18 protein-coding genes are annotated in these 16156 nt (G+C 39.0%); 7 read left to right on the top strand and 11 right to left on the bottom strand.

Annotated elements, in window-relative coordinates; all coding sequences use genetic code 11:
* Position 1: 1 nt before the first annotated feature.
* From porD to ACLCDL_RS11505, 4 genes are read right to left on the bottom strand one after another with little or no spacing between them, the layout of a single operon-like run.
* Complete coding sequence (porD, locus tag ACLCDL_RS11520; RefSeq protein WP_423148449.1) at positions 2-904, bottom strand: type IX secretion system protein PorD; 903 nt, start codon at positions 902-904, stop codon at positions 2-4.
* Positions 901-2094, bottom strand: a complete 1194-nt coding sequence (coaBC, locus tag ACLCDL_RS11515) for a bifunctional phosphopantothenoylcysteine decarboxylase/phosphopantothenate--cysteine ligase CoaBC (protein WP_423148448.1) — start codon at positions 2092-2094, stop codon at positions 901-903. The genes porD and coaBC overlap by 4 nt, the downstream gene beginning before the upstream one ends.
* Positions 2095-2120: 26 nt before the next feature.
* Positions 2121-2450, bottom strand: coding sequence for a DNA-directed RNA polymerase subunit omega (locus ACLCDL_RS11510; protein ID WP_423148447.1), 330 nt, complete (start codon positions 2448-2450; stop codon positions 2121-2123).
* Complete coding sequence (locus ACLCDL_RS11505; RefSeq protein WP_423148446.1) at positions 2440-3336, bottom strand: outer membrane protein assembly factor BamD; 897 nt, start codon at positions 3334-3336, stop codon at positions 2440-2442. The genes ACLCDL_RS11510 and ACLCDL_RS11505 overlap by 11 nt, the downstream gene beginning before the upstream one ends.
* 169 nt (positions 3337-3505) lie before the next feature.
* Between ACLCDL_RS11505 and ACLCDL_RS11500 the strand changes: the two genes are divergently transcribed.
* On the top strand, positions 3506-4450 hold the full coding sequence (locus ACLCDL_RS11500) for a helix-turn-helix transcriptional regulator (RefSeq protein ID WP_423148445.1): 945 nt from the start codon (positions 3506-3508) through the stop codon (positions 4448-4450).
* 11 nt (positions 4451-4461) lie between these two features.
* On the opposite strand, the gene ACLCDL_RS11495 is transcribed toward ACLCDL_RS11500, so the two are convergent.
* Positions 4462-5328, bottom strand: a complete 867-nt coding sequence (locus ACLCDL_RS11495; RefSeq protein WP_423148444.1) for an alpha/beta hydrolase — start codon at positions 5326-5328, stop codon at positions 4462-4464.
* 28 nt (positions 5329-5356) lie between these two features.
* Positions 5357-7363 (bottom strand): sialate O-acetylesterase, encoded by a 2007-nt coding sequence (locus tag ACLCDL_RS11490; RefSeq protein ID WP_423148443.1) that lies wholly within the window; start codon positions 7361-7363, stop codon positions 5357-5359.
* Positions 7364-7529: 166 nt separating this feature from the next.
* Here ACLCDL_RS11490 and ACLCDL_RS11485 point away from each other — a divergent pair, with 166 nt between their 5' ends.
* Positions 7530-8531 (top strand): SDR family oxidoreductase, encoded by a 1002-nt coding sequence (locus tag ACLCDL_RS11485; protein ID WP_423148442.1) that lies wholly within the window; start codon positions 7530-7532, stop codon positions 8529-8531.
* Between the two features lie 54 nt (positions 8532-8585).
* Positions 8586-9194 (top strand): hypothetical protein, encoded by a 609-nt coding sequence (locus ACLCDL_RS11480; RefSeq protein WP_423148441.1) that lies wholly within the window; start codon positions 8586-8588, stop codon positions 9192-9194.
* Between the two features lie 88 nt (positions 9195-9282).
* Here ACLCDL_RS11480 and ACLCDL_RS11475 read toward each other — a convergent pair whose 3' ends face one another.
* Positions 9283-9612: a YgaP family membrane protein gene (locus ACLCDL_RS11475; protein ID WP_423148440.1), complete on the bottom strand. Its 330-nt coding sequence runs from the start codon at positions 9610-9612 to the stop codon at positions 9283-9285.
* A 127-nt stretch (positions 9613-9739) separates the two neighbouring features.
* Between ACLCDL_RS11475 and ACLCDL_RS11470 the strand changes: the two genes are divergently transcribed.
* The gene (locus tag ACLCDL_RS11470; protein ID WP_423148439.1) at positions 9740-10141 is read left to right on the top strand and encodes a hypothetical protein; all 402 of its coding nucleotides are present in this window, start codon (positions 9740-9742) and stop codon (positions 10139-10141) included.
* A 5-nt stretch (positions 10142-10146) separates the two neighbouring features.
* Here the strand turns inward: ACLCDL_RS11470 and ACLCDL_RS11465 are convergent, their stop codons facing one another.
* Positions 10147-10359 (bottom strand): hypothetical protein, encoded by a 213-nt coding sequence (locus tag ACLCDL_RS11465; RefSeq protein WP_423148438.1) that lies wholly within the window; start codon positions 10357-10359, stop codon positions 10147-10149.
* A 271-nt stretch (positions 10360-10630) separates the two neighbouring features.
* On the opposite strand from ACLCDL_RS11465, the gene ACLCDL_RS11460 reads away from it, so the two are divergent.
* Positions 10631-10828, top strand: coding sequence for a hypothetical protein (locus ACLCDL_RS11460; protein WP_423148437.1), 198 nt, complete (start codon positions 10631-10633; stop codon positions 10826-10828).
* 44 nt (positions 10829-10872) lie between these two features.
* Here ACLCDL_RS11460 and ACLCDL_RS11455 read toward each other — a convergent pair whose 3' ends face one another.
* Together ACLCDL_RS11455 and ACLCDL_RS11450 are read right to left on the bottom strand one after the other, a co-directional pair.
* Positions 10873-12021, bottom strand: a complete 1149-nt coding sequence (locus tag ACLCDL_RS11455) for a lytic transglycosylase domain-containing protein (RefSeq protein WP_423148436.1) — start codon at positions 12019-12021, stop codon at positions 10873-10875.
* An 86-nt stretch (positions 12022-12107) separates the two neighbouring features.
* The gene (locus tag ACLCDL_RS11450; protein WP_423148435.1) at positions 12108-12674 is read right to left on the bottom strand and encodes a YdbT family protein; all 567 of its coding nucleotides are present in this window, start codon (positions 12672-12674) and stop codon (positions 12108-12110) included.
* A 203-nt stretch (positions 12675-12877) separates the two neighbouring features.
* Here ACLCDL_RS11450 and ACLCDL_RS11445 point away from each other — a divergent pair, with 203 nt between their 5' ends.
* Positions 12878-14404 (top strand): malate:quinone oxidoreductase, encoded by a 1527-nt coding sequence (locus tag ACLCDL_RS11445; RefSeq protein WP_423148434.1) that lies wholly within the window; start codon positions 12878-12880, stop codon positions 14402-14404.
* Between the two features lie 166 nt (positions 14405-14570).
* On the opposite strand, the gene ACLCDL_RS11440 is transcribed toward ACLCDL_RS11445, so the two are convergent.
* Entirely contained in the window at positions 14571-15779 is a 1209-nt protein-coding gene (locus tag ACLCDL_RS11440; protein WP_423148433.1) for a DEAD/DEAH box helicase, read from the bottom strand.
* Positions 15780-15933: 154 nt separating this feature from the next.
* On the opposite strand from ACLCDL_RS11440, the gene ACLCDL_RS11435 reads away from it, so the two are divergent.
* Positions 15934-16146, top strand: coding sequence for a hypothetical protein (locus ACLCDL_RS11435; protein WP_423148432.1), 213 nt, complete (start codon positions 15934-15936; stop codon positions 16144-16146).
* Positions 16147-16156 lie beyond the last annotated feature (10 nt).

The following is a 16156-nucleotide window of genomic DNA, read 5'->3' as shown; positions in this document are numbered from 1 at the left end:
ACTACCTGCGTTTTTTAAGCGCTTCGTATTTAGAAATATTCGCAGGATCCAGCGAACTGAGTAAGCTGAGTGTTTTTGCTCTTTCTGAAGATTCTGTCTGTTCCAGGATATTGACTAATTCTTCAGCTTTTGCTGTAAAAAATAACTGGCTAAACATAGAGCCCTGCTTTTGTTTATCCACTTTCTGAAGTTTAGGAAGTGCATCAAAAATTTGTTTCCGTGACTTGTCAATATTTTCAGCCATTAGGTCTAAACCATTCCGATGGTATTCATACAGAACTTCTCTAATTGGGATATACGTTTTATTGGTCAAGTTTTCTGTCAGCCAGTACCTGTTCTTTAACCCTTCAAATGCTTTCCAACCGGAAAAACCGCTGTTTTGCGCATTGTTAACAATGGCTTGCGCTTTCCCATAATAAAAAGTTCCCCCATATTTTGAAAATGTATCGTAATCCAATCCAACAATTACATAAGCATAATAAGCTAAAAGCGAACTTAAATTGCTGATAAAGTTTTGATCGGAGAAATCGAGTGGCTGTCCTTCTGCGTAGTTGAAATTAAAGTTATTATCACTCAAATTTAAAATAGTAGTATTGTAGGTGGTATTGAAAACCGGTCGGCTGGATTGAATTTGAGCTTCGGCCTTAAAGTTTGAAGAGCCGTCCCATTCGGTGATGTTGATGATAAAATTACAATCTATACGCTCTTGCGGCTGGAAATTATCTGTACTCCACTTCCGGTTATTTAAATAATCACGAATAGAATTTTCAAGTACATCCAGTACTCTTTTATTGGTATTCTGAATTTGAGGAGATAAGATTTGCACACGTGCGTTCAGGTCTTGCGCTCTTGAACTAAGCGAAAGAAAAATAAACAGAGTTAAAAAAAACGTGCAAATCTTCATTTTATTAAATCTACTATTTTCCCGCAAATATCAGCTGCTACTGCTGTTTTTAATTTTAAAGGATAGCTTTCTTTTTGGAGATATTTGTCAATAATTGTTACCTTATTGTAATCTCCTTTAAAGCCTGCACCTTCATCTTTTAAAGAGTTAAGTACGATAAAATCAAGGTTCTTTTTCTGCAGTTTTTTAATCGCGTTAGCTTCCTCATTTTGAGTTTCGAGCGCAAAACCGACTAAAATCTGATTGTCTTTTTTTGCCTCGCCCAGCCTGGAAAGAATGTCGGTAGTTTTAACCAGTTCAATGCCAAACTCAAAGGCATCTTTTTTGATTTTTTCTTCAGAAAATACTTTGGGTTTGTAATCGGCTACTGCCGCCGCCATTACAGTAATGTTTGTTTGCGGAAAAAGCTCCATCACCTCGCTGTGCATTTCGTCAGAAGAAGTAATACTTATTCTTCGTATAGCTGAATTAGTTAGATGAGGTGTTCCCGGCCCTGCAATCAGTGTTACTTCAGCACCCATTGATGATAGCTGTTCGGCAATGGCAAAACCCATTTTTCCGGAAGAATGGTTGCCAATAAACCGTACCGGATCAATAGCTTCATAAGTAGGGCCTGCTGTTACAAGGGCTTTCATCCCTTTTAAAACTGCTTTCTTTTCAAATTCGTCTTTCAGGAACTGAACAATCTCTTCCGGTTCAGCAAGTCTTCCTTCACCTGTTAAACCGCTGGCAAGCTCGCCATAAGCAGGTTTTATTACTGTATGATATTTTTGAAGACATTCGATATTTTGGCGGGTAGCAGGATGCTGCCACATATCCAGATCCATCGCAGGAGCCAGATAAACAGGGCATCTTGCTGAAAGATAAACAGCTGTGAGCAGATTGTCACAAATTCCTGCAGCAAATTTAGCAAGTGTATTGGCGCTTGCGGGTGCAACAAGCATAAGATCAGCCCAGATTCCAAGCTCTATATGATTGTTCCAATCACCGGAGTCTGACTTGTAATCTACTAATACAGGATTTTGAGAAAGGGTAGAAAGCGTTAAAGGAGTAATGAAACCGGTTGCCTCCTTTGTCATAATAACTTTGACATTTGCGCCAGCTTTTACCAATAAACGGGTTAGAAATGCTGCCTTATAACTGGCAATACTGCCACAAACGCCAAGTATTATCTTTTTTCCTTTAAGCATAAATTATGCTCAAATATAGGACAAAATTACTGTTGTTCTTTAGCCGGATTACGGTGGTAAACTTTATCGTTTAAAAACTCATCAATTGCAATTAGAGTTGGTTTGGGCATACGTTCGTAATGCTTAGAAATCTCTATTTGTTCGCGATTTTCAAAAACCTCCTCCAGATTGTCATTTGAAGATGCAAATTCTGATAGCTTGTTATGAAGTTCTTCTTTCATATTGGCTGCTATTTGATTTGCACGTTTTGAGATAACTACGATAGATTCGTAAATGTTATCAGTTTTTTGATCCAGCTGACGCACATCGCGGGTAACGGTTGTAGTTGGAATCGTATTTTTATTGTTATTGCTCATTTTGAGTGGTTTTATTTTCTGTTTCTTCTTTATTTTCTTTTTCTTGTTTGGTAGAAGCAGGATTAGCTGCAAGGATTTTTTTTACTTCGGCAAGGTCTTCTTCAGATGTTTTCTTAAGATCAACCACATCTTTAAGATACTTGCTTGTCGGATATTTTTCAGTAAAATCATTCGACATCACAATTACCTCACCATACCGTTCCTCCTGTCTTACTTCTAAACTGTTTTTTGCATACTGGTATTGCGATTGAATGGAAAGATATTCCATTTCTTCCGCATATTTTGTATCGGGATAATCTCTTAAAGCGTTTCTGAAAGCTATAACGGCAGATTTATAATCACCGATATCGAAATAAAGCTTGGCGTTATAAAAAGCCTTTTTTTCTAACTTGTCCCTCAAATCATCAATAAGCTTACTTGCTTCAGCAACCCGTTCGCTTTTAGGATATAAGTTGATAAACAACTGTAACGACTCAATCGCCTTTATAGTGTTTTCCTGATCAAGCGAATATTTTGGAGACTCCAGGTAATAGCAGTAAGCAGCCATATACCGGCACTCTTCTGCTTTTGGGCTGCTGGGATAGGTGTCGGCAAAAACTTTAAACTGGTAACGTGCAGTGGTATAATCTTCTAACTTGTAATTAGTATAAGCAAAGTAGTAGGAGAGGTCTTCTGCTTCTGTACGCCCCCTGTAGCGCTGCATCAGATCATCAAAAAGCAATAAAGCTTTGCTGTAACTTTTCTTGTTATATAACCGCAATGCTTCCTGGTATTTTTTACCGGTATCATTACTTAACCTTATTTTTTCGAATTTACTTTTACAGCCGGCTGATATCAATAGAAGTATGGATAATGCGTATGCTGCCAGTTGTTTATTTTTAAACATTTTGCAAAGATAGTTTAAATAGCGTTAATCGTCAATTAATTAAATTACGACCGAAAATATATAATTTGGGCTGAATAGGAGAGGCTTTAACAATCTTTAACAATTAACTGTATTTTTCTTTAAATACCGGGGATGTGAATATCTTTAAGCCCCAATCTGTATCCCCGAAATGAACAGAATAGACCGATTATCAGCGATATTGATTCAATTACAATCTAAGAGAGTAGTGAAAGCCAGAGATATATCTGAACGTTTTGAAATTAGTTTGCGAACTGTTTATCGTGATATTCGGGCGCTTGAAGAAGCCGGTATCCCGCTTATCGGTGAAGCAGGAACAGGATATTCACTTTCGGATGGGTATCGCCTGCCTCCTGTAATGTTTAACAGGGAAGAGGCCCTTGCTTTTCTGACTGCTGAAAAACTTGTTGAAAAACTAACCGATGATGGTTTAAGTGCCACCTTCAAATCAGCGATGTATAAGATTAAAGCCATACTTCGCACCGGAGAAAAAGATCTTTTGGAACAGATTGATTCTCATATTGAAGTATTAAAAAGCAGGCCTCAGGTGCAGCGCAATTTAGACCTGAACTTATTGCAAACCATTTTACAGAGTATTGCAGAAAAGAAAGTAATGTCACTGGATTACTTTACACACTGGCGTCAGGAGAATACAAAAAGGTTTATTGAGCCTGTAGGAACCTTTTATTTAGACAGGTACTGGCATCTGATTGCTTTTTGCCATCTTCGGAATGACTACCGTGATTTCAGATTGGATCGGGTTTCGCGATTAAACTTAACTTCAGATTCTTTCCGGCAAGATCACCCACCTTTAAAAAAGTATCTTCAGGAATTGTACAGGGAGCGTGATTTGCAGGAAGTAGTAATATCGTGCAACAGGCAGATGCACAAATACCTGGATGAGCAGAAATATTACAATGGCTTTGTATCTGAAATTCAAAATGGTGACAAGGTTGATATGACTTTTTTTACCGCCTCCCTCAGTCATTTCGCCCGCTGGTTTTTAATGTTTGGAGACCAGGCATGTATTATAAAACCAGTGGTCTTAAAAGAAAAAGTAAGAGCATTGATCGATAAAATTTCTTCTGATTTATAATTATTCTTCACTTATTCCTTGTGTTTCAAACCCGGAACCAGAATATTGGTATCAGAAAGCCAGTCGGCCATACGTTGTTTCCATGTACTTATGGAATTTAGTTTAGAACGTTCGCCCATATTGAAGCCATGGCTGCCCTGTGCATAAATATGGGCTTCGACCGGAACTTTTGCCTTGTGAAATTTTTCTAAAAGTGTTATTGATGAAATAGCACAGCACGGATCGTTAACGGCGGCAACTAAAAACGCAGGCGGAGCATCTGATGAAACAGAATCCGGAATGCCTAATGGGCCGGGATAAATAAGCATCTGAAAATTTGGCTTTCCGTTTACCCTGTCAACAGGATCTTTCGCTTTCGGATTGCCGTCTCCCCGAGCGTAAGCTACCATTGCTACCACTTCTCCTCCAGCAGAAAATCCAAGCATTCCAATACGTGACGAATCAATGTTCCATTCTTTAGCCCTGCTTCTTACCAAACGCATAGCCCTGTAAGCATCTTCCATCGGATGCTTGTCTAAGGAGTATGGAGAACCCTCTTCACGACTTAAACGGTATTTCAAAACAAAAGCGGCAACACCCAGGCTGTTTAAGTACTTTGCAGGATTTACGCCCTCTGCATTAAAAACCAGTTCACGATGACCTCCTCCCGGGCATATTATTACAGCAGCACCGGTAGCCTTTTCTTTTGGAGGAAGGTAAACAGTAAGCGATGGATTATTGATGTGCTTAACCCAGTAATCTTTTGCCTGTTCGGGTTCGTTTTTTAGATTTTCAAAACCGGGAGCACCATCTTTCCACAAAGGAATTACTGTTTGTGCAAAATCTGGAACCGTAACAGATACTAATATCAGAAATAAGAAAAGTGCCTTTGACTGCATGGTTTAATAGTTGGATAACAGCTTCTGTTTATTTTTTATTAATTGTTAATCCCGGCCAGTTATCCGTTCTGAAAGGAGAGGCGGGAAGATCTGCTCCGTTATAAAGATTAGCATCCGGGTTATCAGCCCACGCATAACGAACAGCAACGGGGCTTTTAACCTGATCACTTGAAACTATTACTTCATTTCCTTTAATTTTTGCATCTGCCCAATAAAACTTATGATCCGCTCCGGCGACAGCAAACCCTTTTAGTTTACCACCTTCTTTGATTTTTAAACCATTGCCTGTATGCGTAAATGATAACCGAATTTTATCACCCACTACTTTCATCGACTGATACATGGGGCCCGAAAAAGGAATTTTTTCTCCATATATTTCTGCCCTTGCAATAAGTGCAAGCCTTCGGCCAACTTCCTGTTTGTTTTTTGGATGAATATCTTTTGCCTCGCCAATATCAATTGCTACAGCCATTCCCGTATTTGACAAAGAGAGTGTTGCTTTCTGCGCTTCCCGCAATTCAGCCCATTCCGATTCTGCTGGTTGTTCTTTTTTATCCATAAAATTAGCCAACTGAACAAAGTAAAAAGGAAAGTTGCCGCGGTTCCAGTTTTTCCGCCAGTCATTAATCATCAGAGGGAAAAGTTCCTTGTACTGGTATGCACGACTGGCATTACTTTCTCCCTGGTACCAGATCACGCCGCGGAAGGCATATGGAATTAAGGGGTGTATCATCGAGTTGTACAAAACCGTTGGCCTGTTAGGCCCGCCTTCTGGAGAATAAGGCATTGCATCGATCTCACTTGCAGCAATGCTTACCTGGTATTTCCAGTCTCCCGTCAGACTAATTTTCTCACCGCTTGAATTTTTTATAAATAGCTGATCCGGTGATCCGTAAATTCCTCCGCCTCCGCTTCCATCAAATACTTGTACCGCAATTGTATTTTCTCCTGCTTTAACTTCGCCGGCCGGAATCGTATATACGCGGGCTTTATCATAGCCTTGCGTGCGGCCAATTTCTTTTCCATTGAAAAAAGTAACATCGTTATCATCTATCGGCCCTAAACTTAAGGTTAGTTCTTTATCTGACCAGCTTTGTGGAATAGTAACCTTTTTTCTGAACCATACCAACCCGTCAAAATCCGTTAGTCCTTCTTTTTCCCACAATTCAGGAAGGTTCATCGTTTTCCAGGCAGAGGCATCAAGATTGGAAGTCGCCCACAACGCTTTTCCATCTTTATACCCCGGATCTTTTGCTGTTAGTTTTTTATTCCATGCTTCTAATTGTACCTCGAATTTCTTTCGAATATTTTTCTCAAAATCAGGGTCGTTCTGCATTTCTTCAACTGCTTGGGCAAACTCAGGCATTTTCTTAAGTGAAGGACCGCTTGTCCAGGCTTCAGCAATAGTTCCTCCCCACGAAGTATGAATCAGGCCGATAGGAACATGTTTACTTTCATAAATGTTTTTTGCAAAGAAATAGGCAACGGAAGAAAAGCCAGGTATTGTTGCCGGCGAGCAAACCTGCCAGCTATCAGCGTCTACCTTTACATTTTTCAAGGGCTTAATACTGGTAGCTTTTTGTACCTGCAATAAACGTATTTCCGGGTAATTTGCAGCAGCAATCTCCTGCTCGTAATTTTTTATTTTACCCCAGCCCGCCAGAGGCATTTCCATGTTTGATTGCCCTGAACACACCCATACTTCACCGATCAGAATATTGGATAAAGTAAGTGCATCCCCATCATCAAACGTAACTGAATAAGGGCCGCCATAAGCAGGAGTGCTGACGGTAACTTTCCAGTTTCCTTTATTGTCTGCCTTTGCTGTGTATTTTTTATTATTCCAGGAGGTGAAAACATTAACTGTTTTGTCAGGTGCTGCACTTCCCCATAAAGGCACCTGGTCTTTTTGTTGTAATACCATGTTATTGGTAAAAAAAGCGGGTAATATAACTTTAGCTTCAGAAGTATCAGCGATTAATGAAGCGCCGAGAAATAACAGGGCGGAAAAAAATCTGGCTTCTTTTTTTTTCATAAATATTTCCTGTGGTTTTTAACGATAAGTATAGTATGCCAATATAAATAATTTCCTAAAAAAAGGATAAACCAAGTTCGCTTTGTTTGAAAGAGCAACAGAAAGCATTTAAAAACAAATAGCAGGAAACAATACTTAAAGATACAGTAGCTGTAAATTTAGTATTATGGACAAAGCGACAGAAAAAAGACTTGTTAAACGACCGCTCAATAAAAAAACTGTTGTTATTACCGGGGCATCCAGCGGAGTGGGACGAGCTGCGGCATTGGAATTTGCACGTAAGGGCTCAAACTTGGTTTTGGCTGCCCGACGGATGGACGCACTTAATGAACTGGTTGAAGAGTGCATCAGTCTTAATTCAAACGCGATAGCAGTTGAAACAGATGTAACAGAAGCTGCGGCATTGAAGGAGTTAGCAAGAGCAGCGGTTAACTTTGGAGGAAGTATTGATGTCTGGATTAACAATGCAGGAGTACTGGCCACAGGGGGCTTTGAAGATACTCCGGTAGAAGTACATGAGCAGGTTCTCAAGACTAACTTATTGGGATACCTGTACGGCGCACATGCGGTAGTTCCCTATTTTAAAAAACAAGGTTATGGTATCCTTATTAATAATATTTCGGTTGGAGGATGGATTCCTACACCTTATGCTGCCGCCTATACAGCAAGTAAATTTGGTTTAAGAGGTTTTTCTGAAGTGCTGAGAAGCGAGCTTGCTAAATCACCTTTCATTTATGTGTGCGATCTTTTTCCGGCTTTCCTGGATACACCAGGGATACAACATGCAGCAAATTATACAGGAAAAGTTATACAGCCAATGCCACCCGTGTTTGATCCGGAGCGTGTTGCAAAAGCAATGGTTCGTTTAGCTGAACACCCAAAAAATTATACAACAACAGACCTGGCAGCGTCCTTTTTTAAATTAGCATATTCCTTATTTCCCGGATTAACACGTAAAATTGCATCGGGTTTAATGGATGGATATTTTAATAATGCAGATAGAATTGCTTCTACCACCGGAAATCTTTTTTCTCCCGTAAAATACGGTTCCAGCATTTACGGCGGATGGAAGCTGAATTTAAAAAGCAAATCTAAACCAGCTGTTTCAATGGCAGCGGCATTTGCAGGAATTGCTGCCGCTTTATTTTTATACAGCAGGATGAAATAATACCATTTAAAAAGTTTGATTTAGCTTCGGCTTAATTAATACGTTATATCAAATATGAAAAAAGCGTTTTTTGCTTTACTTATTATAAGTATATTGATCAGTTGCGGGGTTAATCAGCAGATAAAGCAGTTAAAGGCCTTGGAAAAATGCAAATATACCATTGCCTCTGCCGATAGCGTATACCTTGGCAATATAGCTGTTTCTTCAATAATCACCCCTCAGGGTGTAAATCTATCAAAATCTCCTGTTCTTGCTTTAGCTCTTTTTAAGCAGCACTTGCCTTTTACAGGACGTTTAAACCTGAAAATAGAAAATCCCGGAAATGCGCTTGCCGGAATAAACAGGTTTGAATATATCGTGCTTATTAAAGATTTTGAATTAACAAAAGGTGTAATTGATCAGCCAATACGAATTGAACCTAATGGAGGGTCAACAATTGTTCCGATAAAAATTAGCACTGATATTTATCCCATAATTGAAAATTCAAAAAACAGGGCGGCACTGATAAATTTCTTCAATCTAAGTACAGAAAAGGAAGCTTTAATTACCTTTAAAATTAAACCCTCATTAACCGATAATGTAGAATACCCCGGTTACATTACTTTCGATAAAGGAATTACCAATAAAAAACTGGTTTCTTCTATCAGAGATGCTGTTAAGTAAACATTGAGTATTGAATTAATCATCCTGAACCGTCGCAGATTCCAAGAATCTCAACCGGTTCAGGACGACAGATATAAGCAGCGCTCTCCTAATAGGCATCTGATGGAACTGACATGCCGCTTGCCAGGCTGGTACTTTCCATATATTGGGAGCTTCCCATAAAAGAATTGGAAGCATCATTATTTTCTAACCGATCTGTTATTGCGCAATAGCCTGTTACTCCGCGATAAAGCAGTGCTCCGCCGATGGCTAATTCTCCAAGCGCCAGAAGCGGACTTGAAAATAAGTTGGTAATTCCTTTTAAAGCGATAAAGGCACCGGTTCCGATGGAAACATAGCGTTCAGACTTGCTTATGTTGGCATTTACATTTGGCTGCAACAAAGAATCTTCTAAAGATTCTCCGATTCTATTGATCATTGAGTTTTGCATGTTTTTATAGATGGATGTATAAAAGAATAACCGCAATATTTTAATAGTGTTTACATGATTTTGAAATGTTAAACGATCTCTAAACAAATACTCACAGCATCTGTAATATCTGTTAATGACATTAGCTGCACAGATAACCTGGTTGTTTCTTTTAGCCATTCCGGTGGCTTGTATTGCATGGACAGTAACTCACGAAGAAGTGTTTCGTGAACCGCGTGAGTTTTGTATAAAGCGTTCTCAGGAATGCCGAACGTTATTGGCGAGAAAATTTTTCTATTTATTTACCTGTGAATATTGCTTTAGCCACTATGTAACCATAGCAATATTAATTATCAGCAAATACCAGTTTTTATTTGATGATTGGCGAGGTTACTTTTTTGCTGGATTCTCGCTTGTTTGGATAGCAAATGTATATATGAGCTTATTTGCTTTAATCAGGGTTGACCTCAAAAAAGAAAGAATAATAACAAAGCTGCAGGAAAATAAAGTAGAAAAGGAAAGTAATGGTAAGGGATAAAGAAATTATATAAGTGTAAGCGATGTGTGTTGTATCATTACCGGAATTCCATCCTGAACAACAACATCTAAAGGATTAACTCTGGAATAAGTATCATCCACATTTTTAATATAAAATTCCCCAAATCTTATTTTATCCCTTTTAACTTCGTTCTGCTCTTTTTCGGATAAATGGGTTAAAGCATTCTCTGCTTCTGTTTCAGATAAAATAGTTTCCATAACGTTGCTTTTACCTTTGATAAAATATTAAGATACTGTTTGTACGCTAGTTAAACGTACAGAGTTTCATACAATTACGGCATGAAATAGCAAATAATGTTCCAACCGTTTCTTATAAAAGAATGTAATTATCAAATGTACATAAAAAGAAAGCGGAAAGAGTTAGAAAATATACATCTTTTTAGGGTTTAATTTAACACCTTGCTGCTGAATTTATTTGTTTAAAGTATTCTGGCAGTATTCTTGATTCTGTTTTCTAAATTCTACTAATATGGCGGAAATTGACTCGTCTCCTAAAAGAAGTATGTGGCCCTTATGGGTACTCATTGCAGTAATTGTACTTGCTTCGCTGTTCTTTCTCCTCAGAGGATATAAAAATCAGAATACTTACCAGCATGAGAACCATACTGATACAATGAATCATTCTTCATCTATTAATACAGTTAACCCAACTGATTCAGTACAATAAGGTAAAACAATTAAATATTCCACATATGGGAATACTGTAGGTTATTAACTTTTATATTGTCTTATTTTTAGTATTACTCCCGGTTTAAGGCTCGAGTCAAGCAGGTTGTTTATACCACGGATTTCTTCTTCACTTGTGTCGCTGAATTTATCAGCTATAGAAGAAATAGAATCTCCTTCCTGAACACGGTACATGATGAAGTAGCTTCTACCTGCGGGTTTTACGGCAGCTAACTGAGTATCGGGATTTCGTGTTCCTTTAACACCAAGCAGTTTACATAAAGAACTGTAAGATTCAAACGGTAAAACGGGAAGCACCAGACTTCTGGGAGTTTGCGGGCTTCCGTTAATTATAAGTTTTGAATAAGCTGGGTTCAGGGTACTTAATTCATCCAGGCTTACTCCGGTTTGCTTTGCAACCATTTCCATCGAAACCGGTTTATCAAGTTGCAGCACATCTGTTTCAATGCTGAAGTATGCTTCCTGAGGACGAATTCCGTACTTTTTGTAATTGTTCATTATGTAAACAGTTGCAATGTAAGCAGGTACATAATTTTGAGTCTCAACGGGAAGATATTGTCTTATTGTCCAGTAATCACTTTCTCCGCCGGCTTTTTCCATGGCCCATTTAATATTATTTCGACCACAATTGTAGGAGGCAATGGCAAGCAGCCAGTCGCCATACATGGAATACGAATCAAGAATGTAACTGGCCGCAGCATGGCAGGCTAAAACCGGGTCTTTTCGCTCGTCAATGCTATCATTAACAGCTAATCCGTAAATTCTGCCAATCTGATGAATGAACTGCCAGGGGCCGGTAGCTCCGGCAGAAGAAACAGCCTGCGGATTTAATGACGATTCTACAACCGAAAGGTATTTGATCTCGTCAGGAACATTACATTCTTTGAAAATTTTCTCGTAGATGGGAAAATAATACCTGGAAAGGCCCAGCATTCTTGAAAACCGGCTTTTCTTGCCAGACAAGTATTTAATATAATTTTTAACATACTTGTTGTACGTTAAGGGAACTGTTTTTTGAAGCGATTCTAACGAACGTTGTATTTCCGGGTCATCGTAAGAAGCTGCTCTGCTTTTTAAATAAACGGAAGATGGATTGTCCTTTGCACTGCTCTTTTCTACAGATAAAATGAATAAGGAGGTCGCAACAAACGACAGGATTAAAATTCTTTTCATGAAATATCTTTCTCAGGTAGTAGGTAAACGGAAAAGATTAGCTGATCGTATAAATTTACACATTAAAGAAGGAGATAAGCAAAAAATCAGGCAAGATATTTATGCGTGATAAAGCCCAGTTTCATGATGTTGTATTCATGTTCAGAAATAGCGCCCCTTTCCTTCAACTCGTAAAGTTTATTCAGGTCGTGTACCGGCAATTTTTGAACTAACATATTTACCTGGTTCGCAAAATCCTGTGGGTTAGCAATGTTAATGTGGCTCACGATATCGGTATGATCTTCTCTATTGCGTGCGCTAACCGTTCCGTTATTTAAAAACCTGCCTATTCGATTGATAGAAGCGCTGGTTTTGTAAACATCAAAAAGCGGTATTTCATAATATTTCTTAAACCAGGGCAAAACGCCTGTTTCGATAAATAAATGATCGTGTGTGAGGTGTAGTTTTACACTTGCTTTTCTAAGAATGTATCTTAAACTGAAAAAAATTATCACTAAACCTGTAACTTTGGCGAAAATACTTCCCTGGCTAAGGAACACAAATCCTGAAAAAGTAAATAGTAAAGGGAGTACATAAACAATCCAGTGCTTTTTAGCTGTAACAAGTGGGGTAGTGCTTGCCTGTCTTTTTGATTTCTTGTTGTAAGTTCTCATGTTATTGTAAAAGTGCTTTTCTTGAGAGTATATTATACGCTCTTCTAATAAATTGGATACATTTTTGTGGAATTAATGCCGATGTATCAGCGACAAAAATACTGTCATATCAGGTTACAATACCACAAAAAATAAAATTTTAAATAAAAACACTACTTGTGAAAATTGGTAATCTATAGTAGGAAACGTGATTAAAAAAGAAGATGGTTAAAAGTAAAAGTAATTCAAAGAAAGATCCCGATGTGATTTTAATAGGAGCGGGAATTATGAGCGCAACGCTGGGAATGTTGCTGAAAGAACTGGAGCCGGATATTAAAATAGAGATTTTTGAGCGGCTTGATGTTGCTGCTGCCGAAAGTTCGGATGCCTGGAATAATGCAGGCACAGGCCACTCAGCCTATTGCGAATTAAATTATACACCCGAACTGGAAGACGGTTCGATACAGACAAAAAAAGCGGTTCAGATTGCTGAATCTTTTGAAGTTTCACGCCAGTTCTGGACTTATCTTATTCAAAAAAACATTATCAAATCGCCTGAAAGTTTCATCCGAAGCATTCCTCACATGAGTTTTGTATGGGGCGGGCAGAATGTGGAGTTTTTAAGAAAAAGATACAAAGCATTACAGAAATGCCACTTGTTTAAGGGGATGGAATACTCTGAAGACACAGAACAGCTTCGCGAATGGATGCCACTTGTAATGGAAGGACGTAATGGGGATGAAAAGCTGGCGGCAACCCGTATGGAAAGCGGAACCGACGTTAATTTTGGGTCGCTTACCCGCTGTATCTTCAATCATTTGAAAAACCTGGATGGAGTGTCGCTGTGGTTTAATCATGAAGTAAAGGATCTGGAGCAGGGCGATGATTCTTTATGGAATATTAAGGTAAAGGACATGTCAACCGGAAAAAGGCGGAAAGTTAAAGCGAAGTTTGTATTTATCGGTGCAGGAGGAGGATCGTTACCTTTACTTGAAAAATCCGGCATCCCGGAAGGAAAAGGGTATGGAGGTTTCCCGGTTAGCGGACAATGGCTTAAATGTACAAACGAAGAGATCATTGAAAGGCATAATGCCAAAGTATATGGAAAAGCCGCTGTAGGATCGCCTCCAATGTCTGTACCGCATCTGGATACACGAATGATTAATGGAAAAAAGGCGCTCCTGTTTGGTCCTTATGCCGGATTTTCCACAAAATTCCTTAAAAACGGATCCTTGCTGGATTTGCCCTTATCAATAAAAGCAAATAACATCCTGCCGATGATGTCTGCAGGTCTTAAAAATATTCCCTTGACCAAGTATCTGATTAACCAGGTAATGCAATCTCCCGAGGATCGTTTGGAAGCTTTGAAAGAATATCTTCCCGAGGCAAGAATGGAAGACTGGGAGCTGGAAATTGCAGGTCAGCGGGTGCAGGTAATTAAAAAAGACCCTAAACATGGCGGAATCCTGGAATTCGGGACGGAAATAGTAAGCAAAGCGGACGGCTCTATTGCTGCATTATTAGGAGCCTCTCCGGGCGCTTCTACCGCTGTCTCTATTATGATTAACCTGCTTCAGCTGTGCTTTAAAGAGAAAGTAAATACGGAAGAATGGAAAAATAAGCTGCAGCAGATGATACCTTCTTATGGTAAAAACCTGGCAAAGGATGCAGCCTTATACCGTGAAGTTAAAGAACATACTACGAATGTATTAGGACTTGAAATTCCGGATAAACATTTCGAACATGCTTAACAATTACAGAGCCTCGTCAAAACGGGGCTTTTTTGTTTAAATTGAAATAGTAGTAAGTAATAAGTAGTAAGTATCAAGTAATAAGTATCAAGTAATAAGTAATGGGTATCAAGTAATAAGATTCCTTATACCTAAAGCCTAATACCTCATACCTAAACCAATCGGCCTAATTCATCTTTTTCTTTGTTTTCCACGGTTTTCTTTTACCGCCGGGCTTGTTTGTTCTGAGGGGTTTAAAAACCGGTTCTTCTCCTATTTCGACAGGGAGGGGCATTTTGGGAATGGGCTTACCGATCAGGTGTTCGATATTTGCGAGTTTGCGTTGGTCTTGTTCATTAACAAAAGTAATGGCAGTGCCGGTAGTTTCAGCCCGGGCTGTACGGCCTACTCGGTGGATGTAATCTTCAGGGTCTGCAGGCGCATCAAAATTTATCACTAAACTTATTCCTTCAACATCAATTCCCCGGGAAAGCACATCGGTTCCGATAATAGTCTGTAATTGCCTGTTTTTGAATTTAAGTAAAATTTCTTCCCTTTCCTGCTGTTCCAGATCCGAATGAAAAGCCCTCACCTCCAGGCCTTTTGAGCTTAACGCTTTATAAACTGCTTTTACTTTTTCCTTTCGGGATGCGAAAATAATAGCACTTTTAAAATCACCATTTTCAAACAGATACGATATGAGAGGGATTTTCTGCTCATCAGATACACGATAAATCTGTTGATCGACTCCTGCTGCAGGCTGCGAAACTTCCAGGTTAATTTGCTCCGGATGTTTTAATACCGAACGGGCCAGTGTTCGTATTTTAGGAGGCATGGTGGCAGATAATAAAATAGTTTGCCTGTTTGTGGGTAAATAGCTGATAATTCGTTTAATATCATCGAGAAAACCCATGTCAAGCATGCGGTCGGCTTCATCCAGTATTAGTTGACGGATGTGGCTGGGTTTTAAAAAGCCAGAGGTTAAATGAGCAAGCAGTCTGCCCGGCGTAGCAATAATGATATCGACTTTTTGTTGTATCGCCCGCCGTTGCTGTTCATAGGCCATTCCGTCGCCGCCACCATAAACTGCCACCGAACTCACCCCGGTAAAATAAGCAAGCCCTTCTACCTGCTGATCAATTTGCTGTGCAAGTTCGCGGGTTGGCACCAGAATTAAGACAGTGGTCTGTTTTTCATTCAATGTCAGAACATGCTGTATTGCAGGTAACAGAAAAGAAGCGGTTTTTCCCGTGCCGGTTTGAGCGCAGGCTATTAAATCCTTACCGTTTAAAATTACCGGTATCGCCTGTTGCTGAATAGTAGTAGGTTTTGTATATCCCATGCTCAAAAGGCTTTCGAGCAGGTGTTCGTTAAAGTTAAAATCCTGAAATGTCAATCTGTTAGTAAAAAATATTTGTGAGCAAGTTAAAGAAAATCTCTTAAAGGATTTCTTAATACTAAAAATCTCCTTAATATGTTTCCATTCATTTCAGTAAATAAGAAACTTATAATCAAAAGCTTTGTTAAAATAATACAAAAATGAATGTATTATGGCTGAATTACATGTACAAAAGAAAAGACGCAGTTCCTGGTGGATCTGGCTGCTGATAGTAATTATTATTGCTGCAATAGCCTATTATTTGTATCAGAACAATTACCTGCATCTAGATCAGACTGCCCGGGCAGAAACAAGTACATTAAAATTACAGACCGCAGAAAATGCAACTCCCGGTTTTGTTTTTCTTACTGTTTGCAGAGGCTAATTCATTATAA

It is taken from the genome of Rubrilithobacter danxiaensis (genome assembly GCF_047272945.1).
Taxonomy (GTDB): Bacteria; Bacteroidota; Bacteroidia; order Sphingobacteriales; family Sphingobacteriaceae; genus Rubrolithibacter; species Rubrolithibacter danxiaensis.
Note: the sequence above shows the minus strand (reverse complement) of the source record. Positions and strands in the feature narration are given on the sequence as shown.